26 protein-coding genes are annotated in these 24,985 nt (G+C 67.6%); 18 read left to right on the top strand and 8 right to left on the bottom strand.

Going from position 1 to position 24,985, the window contains the following annotated elements; translation table 11 throughout:
• Positions 1–19 precede the first annotated feature (19 nt).
• The 7 genes from katG (at position 20) to BVC93_RS26865 (ending at position 8,242) form a co-directional block, all read left to right on the top strand.
• Positions 20–2,197 carry a catalase/peroxidase HPI gene (gene katG, locus BVC93_RS26895; RefSeq protein WP_083740091.1) on the top strand — a complete coding sequence of 726 codons (2,178 nt, stop codon included), beginning with the start codon at positions 20–22 and terminating at the stop codon, positions 2,195–2,197.
• A gap of 389 nt (positions 2,198–2,586) precedes the next feature.
• Positions 2,587–3,633, top strand: coding sequence for a helix-turn-helix transcriptional regulator (locus tag BVC93_RS26890; RefSeq protein ID WP_083740090.1), 1,047 nt, complete (start codon positions 2,587–2,589; stop codon positions 3,631–3,633).
• Between the two features lie 185 nt (positions 3,634–3,818).
• Positions 3,819–4,208, top strand: a complete 390-nt coding sequence (locus tag BVC93_RS26885) for an STAS domain-containing protein (protein ID WP_083740089.1) — start codon at positions 3,819–3,821, stop codon at positions 4,206–4,208.
• 127 nt (positions 4,209–4,335) lie between these two features.
• Positions 4,336–5,544, top strand: coding sequence for a PP2C family protein-serine/threonine phosphatase (locus tag BVC93_RS26880; protein WP_083740088.1), 1,209 nt, complete (start codon positions 4,336–4,338; stop codon positions 5,542–5,544).
• A complete protein-coding gene (locus BVC93_RS26875) occupies positions 5,541–7,130 on the top strand; it encodes a sensor histidine kinase (protein ID WP_083740087.1) in 1,590 nt (529 codons plus the stop codon). The genes BVC93_RS26880 and BVC93_RS26875 overlap by 4 nt, the downstream gene beginning before the upstream one ends.
• Entirely contained in the window at positions 7,127–7,567 is a 441-nt protein-coding gene (locus BVC93_RS26870) for a response regulator (RefSeq protein WP_083740086.1), read from the top strand. The genes BVC93_RS26875 and BVC93_RS26870 overlap by 4 nt, the downstream gene beginning before the upstream one ends.
• Positions 7,568–7,588: 21 nt before the next feature.
• Positions 7,589–8,242: an MOSC domain-containing protein gene (locus tag BVC93_RS26865; RefSeq protein WP_083741376.1), complete on the top strand. Its 654-nt coding sequence runs from the start codon at positions 7,589–7,591 to the stop codon at positions 8,240–8,242.
• A gap of 6 nt (positions 8,243–8,248) precedes the next feature.
• Here the strand turns inward: BVC93_RS26865 and BVC93_RS26860 are convergent, their stop codons facing one another.
• Positions 8,249–8,884, bottom strand: a complete 636-nt coding sequence (locus BVC93_RS26860; protein WP_442928982.1) for a M15 family metallopeptidase — start codon at positions 8,882–8,884, stop codon at positions 8,249–8,251.
• A gap of 113 nt (positions 8,885–8,997) precedes the next feature.
• Here BVC93_RS26860 and BVC93_RS26855 point away from each other — a divergent pair, with 113 nt between their 5' ends.
• The 6 genes from BVC93_RS26855 (at position 8,998) to BVC93_RS26830 (ending at position 13,069) form a co-directional block, all read left to right on the top strand.
• Positions 8,998–9,576 (top strand): class I SAM-dependent DNA methyltransferase, encoded by a 579-nt coding sequence (locus tag BVC93_RS26855; protein WP_083740084.1) that lies wholly within the window; start codon positions 8,998–9,000, stop codon positions 9,574–9,576.
• Positions 9,573–10,712: an alkaline phosphatase family protein gene (locus tag BVC93_RS26850; RefSeq protein ID WP_083740083.1), complete on the top strand. Its 1,140-nt coding sequence runs from the start codon at positions 9,573–9,575 to the stop codon at positions 10,710–10,712. The genes BVC93_RS26855 and BVC93_RS26850 overlap by 4 nt, the downstream gene beginning before the upstream one ends.
• Before the next feature lie 56 nt (positions 10,713–10,768).
• Positions 10,769–11,515 carry a peroxide stress protein YaaA gene (gene yaaA / locus BVC93_RS26845; protein ID WP_083741375.1) on the top strand — a complete coding sequence of 249 codons (747 nt, stop codon included), beginning with the start codon at positions 10,769–10,771 and terminating at the stop codon, positions 11,513–11,515.
• Between the two features lie 63 nt (positions 11,516–11,578).
• On the top strand, positions 11,579–12,028 hold the full coding sequence (locus BVC93_RS26840; RefSeq protein WP_083740082.1) for a hypothetical protein: 450 nt from the start codon (positions 11,579–11,581) through the stop codon (positions 12,026–12,028).
• A 43-nt stretch (positions 12,029–12,071) separates the two neighbouring features.
• Positions 12,072–12,617, top strand: a complete 546-nt coding sequence (locus tag BVC93_RS26835) for a DUF6529 family protein (protein ID WP_157517288.1) — start codon at positions 12,072–12,074, stop codon at positions 12,615–12,617.
• A 23-nt stretch (positions 12,618–12,640) separates the two neighbouring features.
• Positions 12,641–13,069 (top strand): Rieske (2Fe-2S) protein, encoded by a 429-nt coding sequence (locus tag BVC93_RS26830; protein WP_236950131.1) that lies wholly within the window; start codon positions 12,641–12,643, stop codon positions 13,067–13,069.
• Here the strand turns inward: BVC93_RS26830 and BVC93_RS26825 are convergent.
• From BVC93_RS26825 to BVC93_RS26815, 3 genes are all read right to left on the bottom strand, one after another.
• Positions 13,052–13,882: an alpha/beta fold hydrolase gene (locus tag BVC93_RS26825; RefSeq protein ID WP_083740080.1), complete on the bottom strand. Its 831-nt coding sequence runs from the start codon at positions 13,880–13,882 to the stop codon at positions 13,052–13,054. The genes BVC93_RS26830 and BVC93_RS26825 overlap by 18 nt on opposite strands.
• 104 nt (positions 13,883–13,986) lie before the next feature.
• Positions 13,987–15,024 (bottom strand): hypothetical protein, encoded by a 1,038-nt coding sequence (locus BVC93_RS26820; RefSeq protein WP_157517097.1) that lies wholly within the window; start codon positions 15,022–15,024, stop codon positions 13,987–13,989.
• Positions 15,021–16,328, bottom strand: coding sequence for a hypothetical protein (locus BVC93_RS26815; RefSeq protein WP_083740078.1), 1,308 nt, complete (start codon positions 16,326–16,328; stop codon positions 15,021–15,023). Before BVC93_RS26815 ends, BVC93_RS26820 begins: the two co-directional genes overlap by 4 nt.
• A gap of 76 nt (positions 16,329–16,404) precedes the next feature.
• Between BVC93_RS26815 and BVC93_RS26810 the strand changes: the two genes are divergently transcribed.
• On the top strand, positions 16,405–16,995 hold the full coding sequence (locus BVC93_RS26810; protein WP_083740077.1) for a hypothetical protein: 591 nt from the start codon (positions 16,405–16,407) through the stop codon (positions 16,993–16,995).
• A gap of 4 nt (positions 16,996–16,999) precedes the next feature.
• On the opposite strand, the gene BVC93_RS26805 is transcribed toward BVC93_RS26810, so the two are convergent.
• The 3 genes from BVC93_RS26805 to BVC93_RS26795 are packed head-to-tail and all read right to left on the bottom strand — an operon-like array spanning position 17,000 to position 20,344.
• Positions 17,000–18,292 carry a CHAT domain-containing protein gene (locus BVC93_RS26805; RefSeq protein ID WP_083741373.1) on the bottom strand — a complete coding sequence of 431 codons (1,293 nt, stop codon included), beginning with the start codon at positions 18,290–18,292 and terminating at the stop codon, positions 17,000–17,002.
• Complete coding sequence (locus BVC93_RS26800; RefSeq protein ID WP_083740076.1) at positions 18,283–19,866, bottom strand: tetratricopeptide repeat protein; 1,584 nt, start codon at positions 19,864–19,866, stop codon at positions 18,283–18,285. The genes BVC93_RS26805 and BVC93_RS26800 overlap by 10 nt, the downstream gene beginning before the upstream one ends.
• 16 nt (positions 19,867–19,882) lie before the next feature.
• Positions 19,883–20,344: a lipoprotein LpqH gene (locus BVC93_RS26795; protein ID WP_083740075.1), complete on the bottom strand. Its 462-nt coding sequence runs from the start codon at positions 20,342–20,344 to the stop codon at positions 19,883–19,885.
• Positions 20,345–20,441: 97 nt separating this feature from the next.
• On the opposite strand from BVC93_RS26795, the gene BVC93_RS26790 reads away from it, so the two are divergent.
• The 4 genes from BVC93_RS26790 to BVC93_RS26775 all read left to right on the top strand — a co-directional run bounded on the left by BVC93_RS26790 (position 20,442) and on the right by BVC93_RS26775 (position 23,733).
• Entirely contained in the window at positions 20,442–20,681 is a 240-nt protein-coding gene (locus tag BVC93_RS26790) for a hypothetical protein (protein ID WP_335583103.1), read from the top strand.
• 162 nt (positions 20,682–20,843) lie between these two features.
• Positions 20,844–21,329, top strand: coding sequence for a (3R)-hydroxyacyl-ACP dehydratase subunit HadC (gene hadC, locus BVC93_RS26785; protein ID WP_083740074.1), 486 nt, complete (start codon positions 20,844–20,846; stop codon positions 21,327–21,329).
• Positions 21,329–22,777, top strand: a complete 1,449-nt coding sequence (locus BVC93_RS26780) for an amidase (RefSeq protein ID WP_083740073.1) — start codon at positions 21,329–21,331, stop codon at positions 22,775–22,777. The genes hadC and BVC93_RS26780 overlap by 1 nt, the downstream gene beginning before the upstream one ends.
• Positions 22,778–22,818: 41 nt before the next feature.
• Positions 22,819–23,733 (top strand): alpha/beta fold hydrolase, encoded by a 915-nt coding sequence (locus BVC93_RS26775; RefSeq protein ID WP_083740072.1) that lies wholly within the window; start codon positions 22,819–22,821, stop codon positions 23,731–23,733.
• Here BVC93_RS26775 and BVC93_RS26770 read toward each other — a convergent pair.
• Positions 23,707–24,972 carry a competence/damage-inducible protein A gene (locus BVC93_RS26770; RefSeq protein WP_083740071.1) on the bottom strand — a complete coding sequence of 422 codons (1,266 nt, stop codon included), beginning with the start codon at positions 24,970–24,972 and terminating at the stop codon, positions 23,707–23,709. The two genes, BVC93_RS26775 and BVC93_RS26770, sit on opposite strands and share 27 nt — an antisense overlap.
• Positions 24,973–24,985 lie beyond the last annotated feature (13 nt).

The following is a 24,985-nucleotide window of genomic DNA, read 5'->3' as shown; positions in this document are numbered from 1 at the left end:
CGCAATTGATGAATGGAATATGAAGGGAATCACCGTGCCGTCCAACAGCGAGAATCCGGTAATCGACGCTCCCACCCCGAAAGCCCATGCGCCCCGGACCAATCAGGACTGGTGGCCGGACCAGGTAGACGTCTCGAAGCTGCACCCGCACACCCCGCAGGGCAACCCGCTGGGTGAAGACTTCGACTACGCAACGGAATTCGCCAAACTCGATCCCGAAGCACTCAAGGCCGACGTCCTGTCCGTCATCACCACCTCTCAGGACTGGTGGCCTGCCGACTATGGCAGCTACGCAGGCCTGTTCATCCGGATGAGCTGGCACGCCGCGGGCACCTACCGCACCTACGACGGACGTGGCGGCGGCGGCCAGGGCATGCAGCGCTTTGCTCCGCTGAACAGCTGGCCCGACAACGCCAACCTGGACAAGGCCCGTCGCCTGCTCTGGCCTGTCAAGAAGAAGTACGGCAACAAGATCTCCTGGGCCGATCTGCTGGTGTTCGCCGGCAACGTCGCGCTGGAGTCCGCCGGCTTCAAGACCTTCGGCTTCGGCTTCGGTCGTGCTGACGTCTGGGAGCCTGAGGAGATTCTGTTCGGCGAGGAGGGCGAGTGGCTGGGCACCGACAAGCGGTACTCCGGTGAGCGCACGCTGGCCGAGCCCTACGGCGCCACCACCATGGGCTTGATCTACGTCAATCCCGAAGGCCCAGAAGGCAAGCCGGATCCGATCGCCGCCGCGGTCGACATCAAGGAGACCTTCGGCCGGATGGCGATGAGCGTCGAGGAGACCGCCGCGCTGATCGTCGGTGGGCACACCTTGGGCAAGACCCACGGTGCGGGTTCCGACGAGGGCATGGGCCCCGAACCCGAGGGCGCCCCGATCGAGCAGCAGGGCCTGGGCTGGAAGTGCCCGTTCGCGTCGGGCAAGGCCGGCGACACCGTCACCAGCGGCCTCGAGGTGGTGTGGACCACCACGCCCACCAAGTGGAGCAACTCCTTCCTGGAGATCCTCTACGGCTACGAATGGGAACTGACCAAGAGCCCCGCGGGCGCATGGCAATTCGAGGCCAAGGACGCCGAGGCCATCATCCCGCCGCCGTTCGAGGGCATGCCCGCGCGCAAGCCCACCATGCTGGTCACCGACGTCTCGATGCGCGAGGACCCGGAGTTCGGGGCGATCACCCGACGTTGGCTGGATCACCCCGAAGAGCTCAACGAAGCATTCGCCAAGGCCTGGTACAAGCTGCTGCACCGCGACCTGGGGCCGATTTCTCGCTACCTGGGCCCGTGGGTGGCCGAGCCGCAAATCTGGCAGGACCCGGTGCCCGCCGCCGAGGGTGCCCCGATCAGTGACGCCGACGTGGCAGCGCTCAAGGCCAAGGTGCTGGAGTCCGGCCTGACCGTCCAGCAGCTGGTCAAGACCGCGTGGTCGTCGGCCTCGAGCTTCCGTCGCACCGACAAGCGCGGTGGCGCCAACGGAGCCCGCCTGCGCCTGGAACCCCAGAAGAGCTGGGAGGCCAACGAACCCGCCGAGCTGGCCACCGTGCTGGAGACCCTGGAGAAGATCAAGTCCGAGTCCGGTACCGGTGTATCGCTGGCCGATCTGATCGTGATCGCCGGCAACGCGGCCATCGAGAAGGCCGCCAAGGACGGCGGCGTCGAGGTCACCGTGCCCTTCACCCCGGGTCGCACCGATGCCACCCAGGAGCAGACCGACGTCGAGTCGTTCGCAGTGCTCGAGCCGCGGGCTGACGGCTTCCGCAACTACGCCAGGGCCGGCGAGAAGGCTCCGCTGGAGCAGCTGCTGGTGGAGAAGGCCTACCTGGTGGGCGTCACCGCTCCCGAGCTCACCGCACTGGTGGGTGGCCTGCGGGCGCTCGATGCCAACTACGGCGGAAGCAAGCACGGTGTGTTCACCGACACCCCGGGTGTGCTGACCAACGACTTCTTCGTCAACCTGCTGGACATGGGCACAGCGTGGAAGCCGTCGGGAACCGAGGAGAACGTCTACGAGGGCACCGACCGCAGCACCGGCGCGGCCAAGTGGACCGCCACCGCCAACGACCTGGTGTTCGGCTCCAACTCGGTGCTGCGCGCCATCGCAGAGGTGTACGCGCAGGACGACAACAAGGAACGGTTTGTCAACGACTTCGTGAAGGCCTGGGTCAAGGTGGCCGAGGCTGACCGCTTCGACATCTGACGACCGAACTGACGGAGCCCCGCGAGCATCTCGCTCGCGGGGCTCCGCTCGTTATGCAGAGATTCCGCTCGTTATCTAAAGATTCGTTATCTAAAGATGTTGTATCTCGCGTGACATCCGCGAGGATTCCAGGTAGGCGGGGTGCAGCGGCGGATAGTGCACGTGCGGCTCCGGCAAAGAGTGCGGAATGTGCGCCAGCACAGTCGAAATGGACTTCCTTATGTGATGATCATGGACTTTCTCGTGCTCGGTTGTCGCGGCACTCCCCCGCAGCAAAATCGACATGACCGACCTCCTCCCGATGAGATCTTCTGTCTCCCAAGGCAATCATGTATGCGTTGGCAATTCCTCATGCAGATGCATGAGATCGGGCTAGCCTTCCAAAGACCATGGTTTCGGTGCAGGAGTTCTCGAGCCTGGTCTCGGGTATCTATGCCGCAGCGCTCACTCCGCAGCGCTGGGAGGGTTCACTTCGGGACATCCACACCGTGCTGGGTGGGATTTCCGGGGCGCTCTGCCGACCGACAGGCGCGGTGTGGACCATCGAGGACTCGAACCTGCCCGCCTGCGCGGCCCGCAGCTACGCCGAGCACTACAACAGTCTGGATCACGTCATGGATGCCGTGCGAACCGGTGCGGTCGGGGTGGTCCGCACCGGTTCGGAGTTGATCCAGCCGTTCCGCGCCGGCGAGTTCTACTGCGACTGGATGGCCCCGAACAGGCTGGAGGACGGCCTGTTCGTGCGCCTGACCCGCGACCGCGAGCCGGTGTGCGTGGTGGTCGCTTCACCCCGACGCACCGACGCCTTCGCCACCGCGGACCGGATGAAAACCATGACGGCCTTGGTGCCGCATCTACAGCAGGCCGTCCGCATCCAGGACAGGCTGGCGCTGGCCACCGAACGGGTGCGGCACGGGATCGCAAGGGTCACTGCGAATCTGCATGCTGTCACGCTCAATTCGGCGGCCGAGAGAATCCTGCGTGACGACGACGGACTGTCGATGCGGGCTGGCAGGATCACCGCAGCCGACCTCCGGGTGACCGATGAACTGCGGTCCGCCGTGTGCCGCGCCTGCGCCGGTGACATCCGCAGTGCAGGGTCGTTCAACTGTGTCAGACCATCCGGCAAAAGGCCCTACATCGTGCACGTGGTTCCGTCCGATCGGGACAGCGGACACAGCGCGCTGGTGTTGATCGTCGATTCGGGCGACGAGCCCGAGAGCGCGGCGGCCGTGCTGCGCCGCATCTACCAGTTGACGAACACGGAGGCGGAGGTGGCCATGCAGGTGATGCACGGTGTGGAGCTCAAGCAGATCGCCGAACTGCTGTCGATCTCCTTGACCACCGTGCGCACACACCTACAGCACGTTTTCGACAAGACCGACACCCACCGCCAGGCGGAGTTGGCGCATCTGCTTCACTCCGTCGACCCGTGATCTCGCGTTTGCCGAGATCTCGGCTGAAGCTACCGGCGGGTAACTGCGATGCTGCTCGTCGGTGTTCACTGGGAAATCTGTGACAAATGTTTCTTACCAAAGCATTAGCTGAATCGACCGACGGCCTTAACAATCGGCGATAGCGTAGGTCACAGTTCGGTCACCACCAGGAAACGAGGCCGCACATGCCCGCTGAAGTTCGCGCCTGCTCACGACATCTCGCCACCGTGGTCTCCGTGCGCGGTGAGGTCACCGCTGCCGACGTCGACGCGGTGGTGGAACAAGTCCGCCGGTTCGTCCTGCCAGACACCGCATTCGTGTTGGACCTCAGCCGCCTCACCGACGTCGCACCCGAGGGTGCTGCCTTGCTGACCGTCATCGACGACGACTGCGCTGCGGCGGGGGTCGAATGGGCACTGGTGAGTGGACCGGCCGCGGAGGCACTGCTGGACGAGCCCATCCGCGACCGATTGCTACCGCTGGTGAAATCGGTGGCCGATGCCCTGCACGACTTCGCCGACGCCATGACCACACGCCGCAGCCTGCTGCTGCCGATGCTCAAGCGCTCGGCCTGACGCCATCCACGGCAAGAACTTGCCGGGCCGTGGGACGTGTCACGCCAATACACGGTAAGGTCGGTTCGCCGCACTCCAGCACGGGTTGCTCCGCTGATGGCTGTAACCGAAGGACCCTGATTTGTCGATGACTGCGCCGCACTTTCCAGAACCGGCGCCGGTCCTGCCGTATCACCCCTACCAACAGCGGCTGTCCGTGTTGCTGGTCGAAGATGATCGCGCCGACGCCGTGCTGGTCGAAGAACTGATCGCCGACACCGCCGCCGATATCAGCCTGGTCTGGGCGCCGTCGATGGCCGACGCCGAACGCGAGCTGGCAGCCTCACGCCCCGACTGCGTGCTCCTGGACCTCAACCTGCCGGACGCCGCCGGGATCGCCGCACTGGACCGGATGGCCGCGTTCGACTCCACCGTGCCGGTGATCGTGCTGACCGGACTCAACGACGAACCGTTCGGGGTGTCCGCGGTGGCCTCCGGTGCGCAGGATTACCTGGTCAAAGGCCGCGTCGAGCCCGAGATGCTGCGCCGTTCGGTGCTCTATGCGATCGAGCGCAAGCGTGCCGAACTCACCGCCGTCGAACTGCACGCCAGCCAACTGCGGGCCCGGGAGAATGCCCGCCTGGAACGAGGTCTGCTGCCGTCACCGCTGCTGCTGGACCACCCGGGCGTCGAGATCGTCGCGCAGTACCGGCCCAGCCGGGAGAACGCCCTGCTGGGTGGCGACTTCTACGACTTCGTCCAGACCCCCGATCGCACCGTGCACGTGATGATCGGCGACGTCGCCGGCCATGGGCCGGACGAAGCAGCTCTCGGAGTGGCCCTGCGCATCGCGTGGCGCACCCTCACCCTGGCCGGCTTGCGAGGCTCGGACCGGATGGGCCAACTGGGCCGCATCCTGCACGCCGAGCGGGCCACCAAGAAGATCTTCGCCACGGTGCTGAGTTTGGCGATCCCGCCGGACAGCCCGACCATCACGGCGGTGCGGGCCGGCCATCCCGGCATGTTGTTGCACGGCGGCGGCACCGTCGAGTGGGTGGAACCACCGGGCGGCCCCGCCCTGGGTCTGCGCCAAGGTATGTGGGAGGCCCAGCAGGTCTCACTGCCGCCCGGATACGGGCTGGTGCTGCTGACCGACGGGCTCTTCGAAGGCCACTCCGGGCGCGGCAACGAACGACTCGGTGAGGACGGCCTCCTGGAACTCGCCCGCTCATTCGCCGACCTTCCCGGGTCCGAATTCGTCGACGCATTGATCAGCGCCGCCGAGGACCGCGCCCGCGACCACGGCGGCCTCACCGACGACATTGCCGTAGTCCGCGTCGAGCGGGTCACTCGATGACAACATGGCGTGCCCGGACCCGTCGCAAGCTGACCGTCCAGGGGTGGCTCAACCTCGTCTTGTCCATCATGGGTCTGGTGGTGCTGGCCGGTGGGTTGGCCACCGTGCTGCTGCTCGGACGTTCCGACGAGATGACCGAAGAGCTGACCGAAAAGATCGGACCTGCCCGCATCGCGGCCTACCAACTGCAGGCGGCGCTACGCGACCAGGAGACATCCGTGCGTGGCTACCTGATCGCTGCCGACCCGCAGTTCCTGACGCCCTACTACGACGGACAGCGTCTCGAGGGCGACGCCGCGAAAGATCTGCGCAACGCTGTGGGCCAGCGCCCGGAGATGCTCGCCGACCTCGACGCGATCGAGGAAACCGCGGCATCCTGGCGAGCAGGTTATGCCGAGCCCATCATCAACAGCGTCACCCCCGGCACCCCCGCCCTGGTGGACCCGGCCACCGCCGAAACCGGCAAGCTCGCCTTCGACCGGCTCCGGGAGCTGTTCTCGATCCAGAACAGCAATCTGGTGCAGGCCCGCGACGCCGCAGCCGCCGACCTGCAACGGGTGGACAACTGGCGCAACATGGTGCTGCTCAGCGTGGTGGTGGCCTTCGTCATCACCGCGGGGCTGCTCGCCGCCCTGGTCCGCACGTCCGTCACCAAACCGCTGGAATCCCTGGCCGCGGCGTGCCGCCGCATCACCGACGGTCACTTCAAGGACCGGATCGCCCAGACCGGCCCCCGTGACATCGAGGCCATCGCCAGCGACGTCGAGGACATGCGGCAGCGCATCGTCGCTGAACTCGACACCTCCACCGCTGCCCGAGCGCGGCTGGCAGAACAGGCAGAAGCCCTCGACGAACAGGCCGTTGAGCTGCGCCGCTCCAACGCCGAACTCGAACAGTTCGCCTACGTCGCCTCCCATGATCTACAAGAACCACTGCGCAAGGTCGCCTCGTTCTGTCAGCTGCTGGAGAAACGCTACGGCGATCAGCTCGACGAACGCGGCACCGAGTACATCAAGTTCGCCGTCGACGGCGCCAAACGGATGCAGCAGTTGATCAACGACCTGCTGGCGTTCTCCCGGGTGGGCCGGCTCAACGCCGCCCACGCCGACGTGGACCTCGGCGCCACTTTGGACACCGGCCTGGCCAACCTACAGGCCGCGGTCGAGGAGACCGGCGCCGAAGTGATCCGGCCCGACACAGCGCTGCCCCACCTTGTCGGCGATCCGACCCTTCTGGCACTGTTGTGGCAGAACCTCATCGGTAATGCGATGAAGTTCCGCAATCCCGACACCGTCCCGCGGATCGTCATCGAGTGCCAGCCGGGCACCGGTGAGCGCAGCGGCATGTGGTTGCTGTCGGTGTCCGACAACGGCATCGGGATCGAGGCGGAATTCGCGGACAAGGTGTTCGTGATCTTCCAGCGGCTGCACGGCCGCGACAGCTACACCGGCACCGGCATCGGTCTGGCGGTATGCCGAAAGATCGTCGAACACCACGGCGGCACCATCTGGATCGACACCTCGTACACCGGGGGAACCCGTTTCTGCTTCACCCTGCCTGCTGACCCGGAAGGAACCCCCACATGACAGACACGGGCCGCGCGATCGACGTGCTGCTGATCGAGGACGACCCCGGGGATGAGCTGATCACCCGGGAGGCGTTCGAGCACAACAAGATCAAGAACACCCTGCACGTCGCACACGACGGGCAGGAAGGCCTGGACTTCCTGTACCAGCGGGGCCAGTACCAGGGAGCACCGCGACCCGATCTGATCCTGCTGGACCTCAATCTGCCCAAGTACGACGGTCGTCAGTTGCTGGAGAAGATCAAGTCCGACGCCGACCTGTCGCTGATCCCCGTCGTGGTACTCACCACGTCGTCCGCCGAGGAAGACATCCTGCGCAGCTACAAGCTGCACGCCAACGCCTACGTGACCAAACCGGTGGATCTGGACCAGTTCATGAATGCAGTGCGTCAGATAGACGAGTTCTTCGTCCAGGTGGTCAGGCTGCCCAAGTTCTGATCCCGATCTACGGTGGAGTTCATGGCCTCGATCCTCACGGTGAACCTGGCTCGTCCGCGTACCAATCCGGACAAACCCGAGTTGTCCACAGGTATTGACAAGCACCCCGTCGACGATGCTGTCCAGGTGCGGGCGCCTGGCCCACGCCGGGGCGGTCTCGGCAGCGGTCTGGTGGGCGACATGATCGGCAACCCGAAGTTCCACGGTGGCGACGACCAGGCCGTGTACGCCTACGCCAGGGAAGACCTGGATGCCTGGCAGACGGAGTTACAGCGCGAGCTGACCAACGGCATCTTCGGCGAGAATCTCACCACCGCGGGTGTCGACGTCACCGGCGCCCGCATCGGCGAGCGCTGGCACGTCGGCACAGGTGGTCTGGTGCTGGAGGTGTCCTCCCCTCGCACCCCCTGCCGGACGTTCGTCGAGTTCCTCGACATCCGGGGCTGGATGAAGACCTTCACCGAAGCCGCCACACCCGGAGCGTATCTGCGGGTCATCGAACCCGGCCCGGTACAGGCGGGGGACGCCGTCGTGGTCACCGACCGGCCCGACCATGAGGTCACCGTCGGCATGGTGTTCCGGGCAATGATGCGTGAGCCGGAGCTACTGCCGCATCTGCTGACCGCCGAGGCACTGCCGGAGAAGATCAAAGAGCAGGCGCGCAAACGGGGTTGAGTCGGATCAGGACCACTCGAAGTGCTGGTAGTCCTTCGGAGTGCGCCAGTACCCGCCCCACGTCCAGCCGTGGTCGGTGAACGCGCGTACCGCCGCATCACCGCCCTTCAGCAGCCCGGGATCGATCCGCTCACGGTCGACGAACACCTCGGCATTGGCGGGTTGGTACGCGCCGTTGCGGTCGATGTACGGATTGAACCGCGGATTGATGTCCACGGCCTGACCGTAGGCGTGATAGGACCAGCTGCCCGAACCGGGGATGTCGCGGCAGTTGAACGCCGACGTGTTGTTGTCCCGCATCGACAGCTCGTCATCGGCGTTCGGATAGTGATCGACGGTGCGCATGCGTTCGATCGGGAAACCCAGCCGGTAGAGCCGGTCGAAGGCTGCGATGACCTCGTCGGTGAGGTCCTGGTGCACCACCATCTGCCCGCGGTGCGTCTGCAGGTCCAGGCCCAGGTAGTCGAGTTCCACCAGCCGCAGCTGTTCCGGCGGCACCGGGCAGCCCGGTCGCCACGTGGTGCCGAGTTGTTCTCGAGTGACCGGCGTGACGGTGGCCGGCTGGGCCCGCGCGACCGGTGCCGCGAGGCACGTGTTCACGGCCAGCAGGATGGCGACAAACCCCAGCGTTCTCGTTCTCACCGTATTCATCGTGCCAGCGCCGCCATCGGTAGGACTCGGACGGCGGCGTGCCAGCTGTGAAGCACCGCTGTACCCAGATGGCCGCATGTCGCGGATGGTGTTGAATCGCAGATGTGAGCACCCGCTGGACCCGAACCGATGCACCGCGCGGCGATGACTACGACCGGCGGTGGCAGCAGCTGGCGGCCACCGGTCGCGGTGTTCACGGCGAAGCCGACTGCATCGAGGCTCTGCTGCGCCAGACGGGCGGCAGCCGGGTGCTCGACGCCGGCTGCGGGACGGGAAGAGTGGCAATCGAACTGGCTGCCCGCGGATATGAGGTGGTCGGGGTGGACGCCGACGAGAAGATGCTGGGCACCGCTGAAGCCAAGGCCCCCGATTTGACGTGGATTCTCGGCGACCTGTGCACGCTCACGGTGACCGAGCCGTTCGACATGGCGGTCCTGGCGGGCAATGTGATGATCTACCTGCAATCAGGCAGTGAAGCCCTGGTGCTGCAACGAGTCGCCGACGCCGTGGTCGAGGCGGGGTTGGTGGTCGCCGGGTTCAGCCTGCGTCCCGACCGACTCCAACTGGCCGACTACGACCGCCATGCCGAAGCCGCCGGTCTGCGTCTGGAACAGCGTTGGGCGACCTGGGACCGCGCGCCGTTCACTGGCGGTGACTACGCGGTGTCGGTGCATCGGAAATGAATGACGCACTCCCCCAGCTGGATTCGGAGATGGCGCATCTGGCCGATGTCGTGCCCGCCGTGCTGGCCGCGATGGGAGTGCACGGCTTCGGGTCCCCGCTGTCATTGGGTGAGGTGTCCGGCGCCTGTGTGCTGTTGATCGACGGCCTCGGTGCCGATCTGCTGGATCGCTACGCCTCCGATGCCCCGACCATGGCCGCTTTGCGCGGGCCCAGCCTGCAGGTCGGGTTTCCGTCCACCACCGCCGCAGGCCTGGCCGCCGTGGGCACCGGGCAGCGCTCCGGGCAGCACGGCATGGTGGGCTACAGCTTCCTGATGCCCGGCACGGGGGTGATCAATGCCCTGCGCTGGCGCCCGCATCCGTGGGGCGGTGACCTGCGTGAGGAGTTGAGTCCCGAAGAGGCACAACCACTTCCGACCACCTTCGAGCAGGGGTCCGCGGCGGGGGTGGCGGTCAGTGTGATCTCGGCTGCGGAGTTCAGCGGGTCGGGACTGACCCGCGCGGTGCTGCGGGGTGGCCGCTATGTCGGGGTCCATGCACTCGGAGATCTGGCCGCCGCGGTGACGCAGGTGATCGACGAGCGTGGCTTCTGCTACGGCTACCACGCGGACCTGGATCTGGTGGGCCACCTGCACGGCCCGGGCTCACGGGCCTGGCGGCTGCAGCTGCGGCAGGTGGATCGACTGGTCGAATCGGTGGTCGAGGCGCTGCCGCCCGGTGGATTGGTGGCCGTGGTGGCCGACCACGGGATGATCACCGTCGATGCCGATCAGCTGTTGGACATCGACGCCACCCCTGAACTTCTGGCCGGCGTGGACGCGATCGGCGGTGAACCCCGAGCCCGGCATGTCTACGTCCGCGACGGTGCTGCCTCCGATGTGCTGGACACCTGGATCTCCACCGTCGGCGACCGTGCCTGGGTGGCCAGTCGTGAACAGGCGATCGCCGCGGGCTGGTTCGGGCCACAGGTCAGCGATCGCGTGCGGGCACGCATCGGTGATGTGGTGGCGGCCGCCAGGCAATCCGCGGTCCTGGTTCGGCGCACCGTCGAGCCACTGGAGTCCGCCCTGGTGGGGCAGCACGGCTCACTGACGTCCGCCGAGCAGCGGGTGCCGCTACTGCTGGCCCGTGGCTGACGCGTGAAATGCGGCCCGAGTCGGCGGCGGGCGACCATTCGGTTAAGGTCTGCGCCGTGATCGTGCTGCTACCGCCGTCGGAAACCAAACAGCCCGGCGGGCAGGGACCGCCCCTCGACCTGGGGGCCCTGGCTGTCCCCGAACTGACACCGCTTCGCGCAGAACTGATCGACGAACTGGTGGCCTTGGCGGCCGACCGACCGGCCAGCCGCGCCGCCCTGGGCATCTCTGCCGCCCAGGACGCCGAGATCGACCGCAATGCGGCCCTGCGGACGTCGCCGACCATGCCGGCGATCCGCCGCTACACCGGCGTGCTGTACGACGCCCTGGACGTCGAGTCGTTGCGGGGGGCGGCGGCAACCCGTGCCACCGCCCGACTTGCCGTGGGCTCCGCTCTGTTCGGGCTGTTGCGCGCCGACGATCCGGTGCCTGCCTACCGGTTGTCGGCCGGATCGAAGCTCCCCGGCCGCCCCACGCTGTCGGCACGCTGGCGACCGGTGCTGGAACCGGCGCTGGCCGAGCTGGCGGCCCGGGAGTTGGTGGTGGATCTGCGGTCAGGGTCCTACGCCGGACTCGGGCGGCTGCCCGGCGCGGTACGCGTGGACGTGCTGGCCGAGCATGCCGACGGACACCGCAGCGTGGTCAGCCATTTCAACAAGGCGCACAAGGGCAGGCTGGCGCGGGCACTGGTGTCCTCGCGCGCCGAACCCAGCGATGCCGCCGCGGTGGCGGCCGTGGCCCGTCGTGCCGGAATGCGGGTGGAGAGGTCGGGCAACGAGCTCACCGTCGTCATCACCCCCTGATCTCCAGCTGATCTCCACACAAGCTCCAAGTTCGGCGGCTCGCACCCGCGCAGGATCGCAGTCATGCGAATCCAGAAACCCCTGCTGTCGATTTCCGCAGTTGCCATTGTGGGCACCGGTCTGTGGCTGGTCAATGTCGCCGCCGATCCCGGATCCGGTCCCGCGCTGGTGTCGCCACCGCCGTCACCGGCGGCCGCGACCCTGACCACCGTCGCTCCCCGACCGCTGGAGCAGTTCCCCACCGCCGCACAGTATTCCGGGCAGGTAGCCACCAAGGGGGCTCCGATCGCCGTCGACATCACCGTGGCCGACGGCACAGCGCGCGCCTACGTGTGCGACGGCGCCGCCATCGAGACCTGGATGTCGGGCACGGTCACCGGCGACACCGTGTCACTGGCCAGTGCCGACGGCAGCATCGAGGCAAAACTGACCAACCGCACCATCGTCGGGACGCTGACCGTCGGGGAACGCAGCTGGGCTCTGAGCGCGCCGCAGGTCTCCGATGTCCAGTGACACGACCACCGGCATTGACACCGGCGCCGCCACCCAGCCCGCCATGGCCGCCGTGCGCCCGTCGCAGACGGCGGTGCTGGTGGCCGTCCTGCTCGGTGCCGTGGTGGCGGTGGGGCTCGGGGTCTTCGCGAAGGTGCACGAGCCCCGGTTCTTCGCGGTGAACGTCGCAGGCTTTTCCAGCCCGACCGCGGTCAAGTCCTGGCTGGCCACCGTGGCGGTGACGTTGGCGGTGTTCCAGATGATCTCCGCGCTGGCGATGTATCGACTGCTGCCCCGCACCCGTGACCTCGCCTGGTTACGCCGGGCGCATGTCTGGTCCGGCCGGGTGGCGGTGCTGGCGAGCCTGCCCGTGGCGGTGCACTGCCTGTATGCACTGGGATTCCAGTCCTCGGACACCCGGGTGCTGTTCCACTCCCTGTTCGGGTGTCTGTTCTATGGTGCGTTCGTGACGAAGATGCTGCTGCTCACCCGTTCCGGGCGGCGGGCCTGGGTGCTGCCGGTGGCAGGCGGGGTGCTGTTCTTCACCCTGGTGTACACCTGGCTGACGTCGGCGCTGTGGTTCTTCCAACTCAAAGGCGTGACGTTCTGATGATCGAGGACCAGACTCCCATGATGGACAAACCAGCCCCCATGATCACCCGCCCCCGCTTCCTGACCGGCCTCGGCCTCGGTGGTGCCGCCGCAGCACTGGCCGGCTGCAGTACCTACTCCGAGCAGTCGGAACCCTCGTCGACGCCGCCGCCGGCGGGCGCTCCGGCCGCGCCGGCTGCCTTGGCGAGCACCGACGAGGTTCCTGTCGGCTCGGGCATCATCGTCGACGACGTGGTGCTCACCCAGCCCGTTGCCGGCGAGTTCAAGGGGTTCTCCAACGTCTGCACGCACACCGGCTGCCGCCTCAACGAAGTCGCCGACGGCACCATCAATTGCCCCTGCCACGGCAGCAAGTTCAACCTGGACGGCACCGTGGCCCAGGGCCCGGCGAGCCGGCCGCTGGACACCGCAGCCATTGTGGTGGAAGGAGATTCAATCCTGGCCGGCTGACAGCCCGGCCAGCACAGCGGCCGTGGTGTCCGCAGCCGTCATACAGGTGAAATGATCACCCACCGACTCGACGATCCGCACCTCAGGGTTGATCGACCGCAACGCCTCCACGGTGGAGGGCGGAACCACCAGCGGGTCGCGTCCCACGGCACGCACCACGGTGGCAGGCATGGACAGCGCCCGCCAGTAGGGGCTCCAGTCCCGGGGCCAGCGCTGGCGCAGATCCTCCTGCGCGGCCTCACGTGATGTGGTGGGCTGCCACCGGCCGTCGGGCCGCTGGGCCAGCTCGTAGCGGTAGAACTCGTCCCAGTAGGCCGACCACGGCCTGATGTGCCCCGCCGCGCGCACGGCAGCAAGGTAGTCGCGCGGGTCGTCGACGGTGGCCTCCAGTCGGGACAAACCGTCGCGGATCGGTACCAGCGCAGCCGGATCCGTCGGCCCGGCGTGGTCGATCAGGGTGACGCTGGGCAGCCGGGGGCCGTGATCAAGGGCGACCTGCATCGCGACCAAGGCACCCAGTGACCAGCCGATCAGGTCGAATCGCCGGGCCCCCAGCGCATCGGCGACGGCCACCACGTCGGCGGCATGGCTCGACAGCCCGTAGCTGCCGGGCGCGCTGACCTCACTGCGGCCGGTACCACGCAGGTCGAAGGCCACCGCGCGGCGTCCTGACCGCGACAGCGCCTCGGCGAGATGGGTGTAGGCGGTCAGATTCGCCGCCAGCCCAGGCACACACAACACCAACGGCGACGACGGCTCACCCCAGCTACGGGCCCGGATCCGGCCCGACGGCAGCGGAAGGTCGAAATCCATCCGATGCAATCTACTTGACCTCGAACACCGGCCCCAGAGGCATCCCAGCACTTCGCAGCATGCAGTGCGGGGGGCGAAGTGAGCCCCCGAGGCGGGCCCGCTGGTCAGTAGTCGGATTCGGCGGCCAGAATCTCGGCCAGGTAGGCGTCCGGCCCTGGGGCGGCCAGCCGTGCCCGCGCCAGGGCCCGCACCCGGTCCCGCAGTTGCGCCGACTCGCTGACCGGGACGCCGACCGTCACCGCCACATCGGACCAGTCGTGTGCCCATGCCTGCGTCTCGGTCACGGGGAGGGTGAGCCGCGCACGCCCGTCGATATCGAGAACCCCTGCAGCAGTGACACTTCCGCTGCGGATTCCGACCTCGATACCGGACGGGTCATCGGTTCCGGCCAGCGCGACGGCGACGGCGGCCGCCGGTTGTGCGCCGGAAACGGTGACGCTCCAACTCACAGTGTCCTCGGCCGCGTCGAACACACCGGCAGGCACTCCCGCCCAATGGACGCTCGCGACTCCCCCAGCGACGACTCCGGGACCCGAGGGTGCGGAATCCACGCCTGCAGCCAGTGCGTAGTCCGCCTGCACCCCACCGCCGACCACTACCGGAGAGCCCGAATGCTCCAGCGCAGCAATGAGTTCCGGCCATCCAGCGGTACCAACTCCAAGGTCCGCGGCCAGGTCGGCGCAGCGGCGCACCAACCCCTCGACGCGAGGGTCACCGACGGCCAGTTTCTGCATCAGCGCCCGCCCGTGCGGCGCCAGCAACGCCTCCACGTCCGAATCCAGAGTGTCGTCGGTGAAGAAGGCATCGGCAGCGACGGTGAGCAGCGCGATCTCGGCGTCCAGCACAGCGGCGTCCAGCGCCATGATGCCGTCCCTCGCGCTGGCGGGCCACCACCGGCGCAACCAGTGTCCCAGCGCCAACCGCCGCAAAGCTGCCGCGGACCCCGGCACCACTTGCGCGGTGCCGGCCCCTTCGAGCAGCGCGGTATGACCGGATTCGCCGACCAGTCGCCAGAGCCAGTCAGCACGGGTGATATCGGTGAACGCGAAGACCGGCGGCTGCGCCGGATCATCGGCCGGCCAGGTCAGTACCGCACCACTGACCTCGAGTACCAAGGTCACCGGAATGTCGGGCGTCATCATCGGTCGTGGCCCTCCAGCATGGCCTTGATGCGTTGCCGATGGTCCAGACTCACCGAGCGAGCCACTCCGTCGAGCAGAGCCCGCACGTCGTCGACGTCGCCGCAACCGTCCTGCCACACGTCGCGGCCATGCAGGCGCGCCCACAGCCGGCCCAGATAGGGCCTGGCGAAACCGGCGAGGTCCTCGACCACCTGCCGTTGCCGGGGATGCAGAGGCATGTCGTCGGCCAGGCAGCGTCGGGCGTGCAGAACATACGCCTCTTTGCGCAGTCTGGCCTGGATCTGTCCGCTGAGGTGGTAGCGGGTGACGGCGTCAGCGTTCAGCGGTGACAGTTCCACGGCCACCTCGATGCCGGCCACCAACGTCGCCTGCGTGTCCTCGGACAACAAACCCCACGGCGCGCACGCCCGGTCCACCTCTTCGGCACACAGCACCGGAATGCCCGGCAGTTCCTCGCGGTCCAATGCCCGCCGCAACGTCGCCCGCACCCGGTCCACCACACTGCGGTCCAGGGGGCGCAGACCCGCTGGCGCTTCCGCGGTCAGAGCCGGCCGCTGTTGCGGCAGAGTCCGGCTCAGCCCCAACTCGACAAGCGACCACGGCAGATCCGGCTCGGCGGTGCGAGCCCTGGCCCCCAGCGTGTACGGCGTGGCGTCGGAGATCAGCGCCGTCCACACCCGCTGGCGGGCCACCTTCTCACGGTGACCGGCGGCCGAGCCGAGCACCGTGGTCAGGCCGGCAAGGAACGGACCGGTCAGACCGTCGCCGGGTCGCACGTCGCGCCAACTGGTGTGGAGTTGGCGCGCCAGGGTGTCGCGCACCTGCGGATCGGCGATGTATGCGTTGAGGGCCTCCACCGCGGTGCGGTCACGGTCGCCGTGCAACGCGCGCAGCACCCTCATGGCAGTCTGGCCGGGGTCGGGACCTGGCGCTCCGTGAGTGACAGCAAGCTCGAAGCACACCGGGAAATAGAGTTCCTGGGCATTACCGGTGGTGATCTTCAGCCGGCGACGCTCCCGCTTGAGAACCTCGAACCATGCCGCCGTCGCCTGCAGTTGCGGTCCGTGCTCCAGAATCACCGCCCGGATGGACGCCGCCGTCGCGCCGTCCACCGACGGCGCGGAGAACACCGCGTTCATCCGCAACCGCAGCACCAACGGATCGATGATGCGTTTCACGGTGCGCCGCAACGGCGCACCGTCCTCTGCGCTGAGCACATCGACACCGGCACCCAGAGCACGCCAGGCGGCGTCGATCACCGCGCGCCGCGGAACCGCGACGCTGACTGCCACATCGGTGCTCACGTGACTCAGGATAAGCGCTGGCCGTGACACGCGAAGTTGGGTTCGGTAGCCACTCACCGCGGTGAGGCTGGCCCTCATGTTCGACGTGCTGCTGCCCACTGTTCTGCTACTGATTGCGCTCCCCGTGGCGTACCTGCTGCGACCGGGCTCGGGTCCGACCCCGGTCGACAGCATCGCGATCGGAGTGGTACGCAGGATCGCCGAGGAGGATTGCGGCGACGGAGTTGGAATCCACTGTGTCACCGTCGATGTGGAGATGAGCCCGGGCCGGACCTTCGCCGGGCGATTGACATACCGCTGCGGCGATCCGGCGGTATCAGCGCTGCGTCCCGGCATTCCAGTGCTGGTGGCGTTCGATCCTGCTGCACCCGAGCAGCTTTCATTTCCCGACCAGACATCGGTGGTGCGGGCGGCGTTGGACCGTCCACTGGTGCGCACACACGGGGTTGTGACCGCTGTGCATGTCACCGGGCGCTCCAGCGAACAGTACCGGGAGGTGAAATTGGACCTCGTGGTCAGCAGGCCCGGCGGCGGGCAGTTTCCGGCGCACCATGTCACGCTGGTCCCGGCCACCGCACTCGATGACGTGGCCCCGGGATCGGTGGTGCAGACGTACTACCACTCCGGGGATGAGTCGACGGTCACGGTGTGTGTGCCGCCGGCGTGACCGCTCAGCGTGCACCGTCCACGGCGAAGCTCACCAGTGCCGACCAGTACAGCGGGCTGGCCGTGAGATCGCCGGCACGCCAACGGCTGAGCTGGGCGCGTTGCCAACGGTTCACCGCGCGGCCCGCATCAGCCTCGACGTGGGCGGTGTCGACGGCGATCACCAGCTCGGCCATCGGGTCGGCATCCGGGCCGAACCGGCGAAAGCCCGCGGTGGTGGGCAGCGCCCACAGCGTTGCCGTCACCAGCTGCGCCCCGCCGAGCACCATCGCCGCCGCCAGGCCGGTGGCTTCGTCGAACCGGTAGTCGGCTCCGGAACCGCAGGCCAGCAACGCCACTCGAGGCGGGATCGGCAGTGCCATCTCCCGGATGTCGGCGGCAGTCAGCGGACGGTGTGGCCCCACCGGCGAGGCCTTTCCGGGAATCGTTGCCGCGCAGCAGAGGTGCAGGGCCGCACGGTCGGCCACTCCCACCTCGCCGTCGGCGGCACTGGCATGCCCGACGTACATGAGCCGTCCGGGGGCCTCCTCGAGGCGGCGTGCCAACCAGGTGCGATCTGCGTCAGCACGTCGGAAGTGCTCGACGGCACCGAAATGGCGGACCAGCGCGCTCGCCGGATCCGGCCGGCCGAGCACGGAACCCAGCTCGGAGTCCGGGCGCTGGCCCGGTACGCGGGGATCGAGAAGCAGCAGCGACGGTGCGCTGTCATCCCAGTTACGCTGTGGGCGTGTCGCATTGGTGACGTTGGCGGGTACCGCCGACAACACGTCGACGAACTCGATGAGCCTGCGGCCGTCGGTGTGTTCGGCGAGGTCGGCCAGCTGCCACGGGATCGTTGCCGCGGAGGTCCCGCTGGTGGTGATGGCCTCGGCGCGAGCCTGCAGCAGCTCAGCCGGCGTAGGTCCTGACGTCGGACGAGCCAGCAGACACCACGGCACCGACGCCAGCCGCGCACTGGGCGCCACGAAGAGGGTGCCGTCCTGCGAATCGGCCAGCAGCTGCCAACCGGGGCCGGAGATCAGCAGCACCCCGAGGATGTAGGCCAGCGCCAGTTCACGCCCGGGATCGGCGAAACCGCCTGAGGTTACGGCACGTTCGATGGCCTGAGGGCGCGTTTCGCCGTTGTGGGGATCCGGTGTGGCGCCGACGATCTCCTGCACAGCCGCCAGCAGAATGGGTTCCTCGATGACCCAGGTGACGGTGCGCCACGGCTGTCCGACCACCCGCAGGCTGGCGTAGGTGGCAACGCCGAGATCGGCGAACCGCAGCACCAGAGTGCGACGTCCGGTCACGGCCATGTGGTCCACCCGGGGCCCTCGACGGTGACGGCGGTGCCATATCGCTGCTGGGCCAGAATTCGGTATCGGCCGAGGATGGCGGGCGCGCCGGGATCCATCTGCAATGTCGGCAGTGCGGCCAGTTCCAGTGGCCCGTCCACCGATGCAGTTTCGGTGGCTGTGGCGGCCCAGTCACCCCCGGCGGTGTGCACATCGCGGGTCGCCAGCATCCCTCTGGCACTGTGATACTCGATGAGCTGGCTGACGAGTTCGGTGTTCTCCCATTCCCAGGCCACCGCGAAAGCGCCGGCCAACTGCGGGGCCGACACTCTGGCCGCCCACTGCGACCGCCGGGCCGGGTCGGCGATGGTGAAACGGACCGAGTCGACGGCCAGTGCCGCGGGAATCTTGAGATCCGCCGCGCGCTCCAGCTTTTCCATAGCGGCGGCATGCCGCGCGGTGCCGCGTGGCTCGTCGATGACACCGAGGTCGTCGGGATCGGCAGCGTCGAAACCGAGATCGGCCAGTGCGGCGGCCCGCCAGACCGTGCCGAGTTGACTGTCCAGCAGCGCGAGCTGCAACCAGGTGTGCCGCGGCGCCGACAACAGCGCCTGTCGCGCGGCTTCGATGAGTTGGGTCGCCGCCGGGTAGTCACCGGTGAAGATACCGAACCAGCTGCGCTGCAGAAGGATTCGGTATAGGTGCAGCGATTTGCCGCCGTCTCGGGCAGACTGCTCGGCCTGCCGCCAGCAGTCGTCGGCCTCGTCCAGCAACCCGACCGCCAACCGGGTGAGCCCGAGGTAGAGCCAGCAGCGCGAGACATCGTAGGAGCGGGCATGTCGGGCGATCACAGGATAGGCCTGGTTGATCAGTCGTTCGGTGCTGTCGTGATCGCCCACGGCCCAGGCTGCCGCGGCCCGTTCCAGCTGAGCCCGTGCCGCGCTCAGTGGCCATTCCCCGGCAACAGCCCTTGCCTCAGCTCGCGACAACCACGGCGCGGCTTCGGACAGGCGGCCGGTCTCCACACAGAACCGGCCGTACTCCAGGGCCGCCACCACGAACAGATGCTCCTTCGGGTGTGGTTCGACGAGTTCGATCACCTTGCGCCACAAAGGCTCAGCCCTGGAGTACAGGTCGTCGTCGGTCAGGGCGACAGCGCAGCGGATGTGGGCGCGGGCGCTGAGTTCGTCGTCACGGAGTTGACCCAGCAGTGCGGCCGCGCCGTCGTGGTCACCTCGCGCGGCGGCCACGCCGATGTCGAGGGAGACAACCACCATCGGATATCGAATGAGCATCAGATCGATCTGGTGGTCGGTCAAAGTGACCTGGGCGGCCAGATCGGGCCGGGTACCCGCCCGGATGGCGACATAGACAGCCAGGCAGTCGCTGATGCGGCGGCGGCATTCGGCGGCACCGTCGAGAGCCCCGCGGGTCAGGTAGAGCTCACCGAGTTGGGCGAACACCTCCAACAGCAGGTCGTCGCGGACGGCCTGTTCGATCTCGGGGACCAGGCCCAGCAACAGATCCCGGGCCGCTGCCTCGTCGTCGGCGAAAGCCAACCGCCGGGCGCGCGCCAGTTCCTCGGGAATCGACACGCGCCCAGCATAGGTCTCAGCCGCAGCTGACCGTGATGGTGAACGGTTTGGTGATCATGCCTGCCATCGGGTTCTTCAAATCGGCGCCGGAGGCTTCACCGGTGATGGTGTAAGTGTCGCCATCCACCTTCACCTCCGCCGAGCCGACTTCTGCGCCCATCATGGAACTGACGGCCAGCGCGTTGCCGTCGACCACCAGGCCCAGCGACTCCACCTTCGGGGTGGCTTCGTCGGTCATCACCACGCCGAGGCCCTGCTGACCGCCGACGGATCCACTGCCGACGTTGATCTTGCCGGCCTGTTTGACGCAGCTCACCGAGTTCAGGTCCAGGCCGGCCAGATCAGCTCCGTCGACCTTGACGGAGGTGTCGCCGCCCGTGGTGGCGGATGCTGCCGTGGGTTCCTTCTCATCCGAGCACGCCGAGAGCACAGTGACACTCGCGATCACGCCGAGTGCAGCCGCGAGAACTCGCTTCATCGGGTCATTCCCTTCGTTCGTCGTCGCCCCTGTGGCGCCGACGTGTTGCAAGTACAGATCCCGTGAACCGCTACCGATCCCAAGTTATGCTCTGGCAGTGAGCCTGCTGAACATCGTGTGGCTGTACATGCGCGTGCAGCTGGCGGTGTTCGTCTGCGGGATCGTGGGCCCGATCTTCTTGATCGTGTTCTTCGCCGCACAGCCCGATCCGACGATCAAGTGGATGTACTACGCGGGCCTGGTGATCACAGCGGTGGACGTGATCATCGCACTGCTGCTGACTTCCCGGTACGCGGATTCACGCAATCAGGCTGTGGCGAAAAGCTTCTCGCCGTAGACCGCCGCGGGGTCGAATCGAGGAGTTCTCCCAGGCGATGTTGTCGAACGCCGATCGCCGCGAGTGCCGACGATTTGCCGAAATCCCGCGGGTGAATATCGTGGATCCCAGCTCGTTGCCGAGCCCCGCTTCACTATTCCTTCCCAGGACGGAGGACCCGCCGTGGCACTCAAGACCGATATCCGAAACATGGTGCACACCTACCCCGATCACTATGTGGTCGGCCGAGAAAAGGTGCGCGAGTACGCCAAGGCGGTCAAAGCCGAGGATCCGGCGAGTTATGACGAGGCGGCCGCGCACGAGCTCGGCCATGCCGACCTGGTGGCACCGCCGACGTTCACGGCGATTTTCGCCCTGCTGGTACAGCAGGACTTCTTCAAACACGTCGACGTCGGCATGGAGACCATGCGCATCGTGCAGGTGGACCAGCGCTTCGTGTTCCACAAGCCGATCCTGGCCGGTGACAAACTCAACGCCCGACTGGAGATCGACTCCGTCGACGAGCGGTTCGGTGCCGACATCGTGGTCACCCGCAACGTGTGCACCAACGACGCCGGCGAAGTGGTGATGGAGGCCTACACCACACTGATGGGCCAGCAGGGCGACAACTCCACCCAGATCAAGATGTCGGTAGGTGCCTCCTCCTGATGGACACCCGATCTGCCTTCGAACTGGCCTCCGTGGATGCGCTGGGCCAGGCGGAACTGGTGGCCGCGGGCGATCTGACCGCTGCAGAACTCCTCGAGGCGGCGGTGCTGCGGCTGGAGGCCGCCCGCGGCCTCAACGCGGTGATCACCGATCTGTTCGACCGGGGACGTGAGCAGGCCGCGAACCTGACCGCGCAAGGACCATTGGCCGGGGTTCCTTTCCTACTCAAGGATCTTGGCGCGTCCTTGGCCGGAACGCCTGAGGCCATGGGCTCCCGTGCGCTACGCAACCACGTCGCCACCGATACCTCGTGGGTGGTGCAGCGTTATCTCGACGCGGGGCTGGTGGTGTTCGGCAAGACCAATACCCCGGAGTGGGGCAACCACTGCACCACCGAACCGTCGTTGTTCGGACCGACCGTCAATCCTTGGTCTGCGGCCATCACTCCTGGCGGATCCAGCGGCGGTTCGGCCGCGGCCGTGGCCGCCGGGGTGGTCCCTGCGGCCTCCGGCGGCGACGGTACCGGCTCCATCCGGGTGCCCGCCTCCTGCTGCGGCCTCGTCGGCCTCAAACCCCGCCGAGGCCGAGCCTCTTTCGCCCCCGACGGCGGCCACGCCCTCGAAGGCCTGGTCAACGGCCATGCACTGACCCGCACCGTACGCGACAGCGCGGCGCTGCTGGACACCATCACCGGAGCAGCGCCGGGCGACCCGTACACCGCTCCCCTGCCCGCCATCGGTTTCCTGGACGCTGTAGGGCAGCCGGTCACCGGTGTGCGGGTGTTGATGTCCACCGCCTCGCCTTTCCCCGGACCCGCCACCGATCCGCAGGTGGTGGCCGCGGTCGAGAACACCGCGCGGCTGCTCGAGAACCTGGGCCATCACGTCGACCAGGGCGCTCCGCACATCGACGCGGATGCGGTGGCCGACGCGATCGCCGTACTGCACACCGTCAGCAACGCCCAGCTGCACGCGCTGGCCACCGAGGTCCTGGGCCGCGAACCCCACGAGAACGAGTTCGAGCCCAGCACCTGGGAGATGGTGCGCGAGGGATTCACCACCAGTGGCCTCCGCTACGCCGGCGCCATCAGCGCAGTGCACGCGCAGACCCGGCGCTTCGCCGACGGTATGCGCAATCACGACGTGCTGTTGGTCCCGACCCTGCTGACTCCCCCACCCGGGTACGCGCATCTGGATCAGCCGCGGGGCAGTACCCGGGCCTTCTTCGACGTCGAATTCGCCACCACCGGCTGGACCTCGCTGGGCAATGTCACCGGCTGGGCCGCGATTTCACTACCGCTGGGCACCACCACCGACGGTCTGCCGATCGGCGTGCAACTCATGGCGCCCGGCGAAACCGTGCTGCTGCAATTGGCCGCCCAGCTGGAACTGGCTGCGCCGTGGGCGGACCGCAGGCCCGCCGCTTGGGTGGGCTCCGACCTGGCCTGAAGCACGTCCGGCATCAAACTGTTGCGTGCGACACTTTGCGGATGGTTCCCGCGATCGAACGCCCCAAGCTGGAGGGCAACATCGCCGTCGACACCTGGCGGCAGATCGGCTTCGCCGAGTTCGGCGACCCGCAGGGGCGCGCTGTCTTCTGGCTGCACGGCACGCCGGGAGCCCGGCGCCAGATCCCGAAGGAGGCACGGGTGTTCGCCGAACAGCAGGGCATCCGGCTGATCGGCATCGACCGGCCCGGCATCGGCAGCTCCACCCCGTTCCAGTACGCCAATGTCGGTGAGTTCGCCTATGACCTGGCGACCATCGCCGACGTCCTGGGCATCGACAAGTTCGTCGTCGTCGGTCTGTCCGGCGGCGGGCCGTACACCTTGGGCTGCGCGGCGGCGCTGCCCGACCGCGTCGTGGCGGCCGGAGTGCTCGGTGGGGTGGCCCCGACTGTCGGTCCGGACGCCATCGGTGGCGGGGTGATGGGATTCGGGTCCGCCGTGGCCCCATTGATCGAATTGGCCGGGTTCCCACTGCGGATCGCGGCCACCGCGTTGATCCAGGTGATCCGTCCGGTCGCCACTCCCGCGCTGTATGCCTACGCCCGGGTGTCACCGGAAGCCGACCGCAGGCTGCTGGTGCGCCCCGAGTTCCGCGCGATGTTCCTCGACGACCTGCTCAACGGCAGTCGCAAACAACTCGCCGCCCCGTTCGCCGACGTCGTCGTGTTCGCCAGGGACTGGGGTTTCCGGCTCGACGAGGTGAAGGTCCCGGTGCGGTGGTGGCACGGCGCCTTGGACCACATCGTGCCGTTCGCGCACGGCCAGCACGTGGTGTCCCGACTGCCTGACGCACAGATGTTCCCGCTGGCCGGCGAAAGCCACCTGGCCGGACTGGGGCGCGCCGAGGACATCCTGCGCGCCATGCTGGCGTTATGGGATGAGCAGTTGCCGCAGTAGGTGCAATGCGATGGTGGTCGAGCGTTCCCGGACGTCGGCACGATCACCCGGCAGCAGCCTGGTCACGGTGCGCCCGCGTCCGTCGGCGGCCTGCACGCTGAAACAGACCGTGCCGACGGGCTTGTCCTCGGTGCCGCCGCCGGGGCCTGCGATACCGGTGATGGCCACGGCGGTATCGGCGCCGAAGCGGGTCAGTGCACCCGTCGCCATCGCTTCGGCCACCGGCTCGGACACCGCGCCGTGTTCGGCGATCAAAGCTGGATCCACCTGCAGCAGTTCAGTTTTCGCGGAATTTGCATAGGCCACCACAGAACCCAGCAGATACGCCGAGCAGCCGGGTTGGTCAGCCAGCCTGGCCGCCAGTAGTCCCGCGGTACAGGATTCGGCGGTGGCTATGGTGCGACCAGCCAGCGCCGCGGCCACCTGCTCGTCGACCAGAGCGCCGTCGGTGGAGAACACCTCGCCAGGATGCCTGTCCAGGAGCACCTCGAGCAGCGCGGCATAGACCGGTGCGGCCTCAGGCTCAAATCGTGTGACGATCTCCAGTTCGCCGCGGCGCAGGCAGGTGGTGATCTCCAGGTTGTCGAAACCGTCGACCCGTGTCTCGGCAACGCGCAGGGTCTCGGCCAGGTCGGACTCCGGCAGCCCGAACATCCGAACCGTCGCCTGCTCGTAGTGGGTACGCCCGGCGATGGCTTGCTGCAGTTCCGGAGTCTGCACCGCGGTGCGCCACATGGACTGCAATTCCCTTGGCGGCCCGGGCAATACGACCACCGTGGGGCTACCGGTCACCACCACGCCAGGCGCGGTGCCCACCGGTTGCAGAATGGCGGCACCCGCGGGCACCAGCGCCTGCTTGCGATTGGCGGCCATCACGGACTCGAAGTCCACCGTGCGACCGCGGGCGGCGCCCAGCCTGCGCAGGATGCCCGCGATGGTGTCCTCGAGGCCGGCATCGAGGACAAGGTCACGTCCGCAGAATTCGGCCACCACCGCCACGGTCATATCGTCGGCGGTGGGGCCAAGGCCTCCGCTGGTGATGATCAGATCCACGCCTTCTGCGGCCAGGAACCGCAGCTGGGCCTCGATGTCGTCGGGACGGTCACCGCACAGCGTGATGTGGGCCAGCTCCACGCCGAGTTCGAGCAACCGGTCGGCCAGCCAGGGCCCGTTGCGGTCCTGCACCCGCCCCGTCAGCACTTCCGTCCCCGTCACCACGATGCCCGCGCGTACTGTCACGCAGCGAGCCTAC

The organism is Mycobacterium sp. MS1601 (assembly GCF_001984215.1).
GTDB lineage: Bacteria > Actinomycetota > Actinomycetes > Mycobacteriales > Mycobacteriaceae > Mycobacterium.
Note: the sequence above shows the minus strand (reverse complement) of the source record. Positions and strands in the feature narration are given on the sequence as shown.

Bases quoted from the DNA above. Each gene is read 5' to 3' on its own strand.
- BVC93_RS26870 (WP_083740086.1), top strand. From the start codon at position 7,127: ATGACAGACACGGGCCGCGCGATCGACGTGCTGCTGATCGAGGACGAC.
- BVC93_RS26840 (WP_083740082.1), top strand. From the start codon at position 11,579: ATGCGAATCCAGAAACCCCTGCTGTCGATTTCCGCAGTTGCCATTGTG.
- BVC93_RS26865 (WP_083741376.1), top strand. From the start codon at position 7,589: ATGGCCTCGATCCTCACGGTGAACCTGGCTCGTCCGCGTACCAATCCG.
- BVC93_RS26835 (WP_157517288.1), top strand. From the start codon at position 12,072: ATGGCCGCCGTGCGCCCGTCGCAGACGGCGGTGCTGGTGGCCGTCCTG.
- BVC93_RS26820 (WP_157517097.1), bottom strand. From the start codon at position 15,024: ATGATGACGCCCGACATTCCGGTGACCTTGGTACTCGAGGTCAGTGGT.
- BVC93_RS26780 (WP_083740073.1), top strand. From the start codon at position 21,329: ATGGACACCCGATCTGCCTTCGAACTGGCCTCCGTGGATGCGCTGGGC.
- BVC93_RS26850 (WP_083740083.1), top strand. From the start codon at position 9,573: ATGAATGACGCACTCCCCCAGCTGGATTCGGAGATGGCGCATCTGGCC.
- BVC93_RS26810 (WP_083740077.1), top strand. From the start codon at position 16,405: ATGTTCGACGTGCTGCTGCCCACTGTTCTGCTACTGATTGCGCTCCCC.
- BVC93_RS26890 (WP_083740090.1), top strand. From the start codon at position 2,587: ATGGTTTCGGTGCAGGAGTTCTCGAGCCTGGTCTCGGGTATCTATGCC.
- BVC93_RS26775 (WP_083740072.1), top strand. From the start codon at position 22,819: ATGGTTCCCGCGATCGAACGCCCCAAGCTGGAGGGCAACATCGCCGTC.
- BVC93_RS26885 (WP_083740089.1), top strand. From the start codon at position 3,819: ATGCCCGCTGAAGTTCGCGCCTGCTCACGACATCTCGCCACCGTGGTC.
- BVC93_RS26805 (WP_083741373.1), bottom strand. From the start codon at position 18,292: ATGGCCGTGACCGGACGTCGCACTCTGGTGCTGCGGTTCGCCGATCTC.
- BVC93_RS26825 (WP_083740080.1), bottom strand. From the start codon at position 13,882: ATGGATTTCGACCTTCCGCTGCCGTCGGGCCGGATCCGGGCCCGTAGC.
- BVC93_RS26880 (WP_083740088.1), top strand. From the start codon at position 4,336: ATGACTGCGCCGCACTTTCCAGAACCGGCGCCGGTCCTGCCGTATCAC.
- katG (WP_083740091.1), top strand. From the start codon at position 20: ATGAAGGGAATCACCGTGCCGTCCAACAGCGAGAATCCGGTAATCGAC.
- BVC93_RS26795 (WP_083740075.1), bottom strand. From the start codon at position 20,344: ATGAAGCGAGTTCTCGCGGCTGCACTCGGCGTGATCGCGAGTGTCACT.
- BVC93_RS26875 (WP_083740087.1), top strand. From the start codon at position 5,541: ATGACAACATGGCGTGCCCGGACCCGTCGCAAGCTGACCGTCCAGGGG.
- BVC93_RS26830 (WP_236950131.1), top strand. From the start codon at position 12,641: ATGGACAAACCAGCCCCCATGATCACCCGCCCCCGCTTCCTGACCGGC.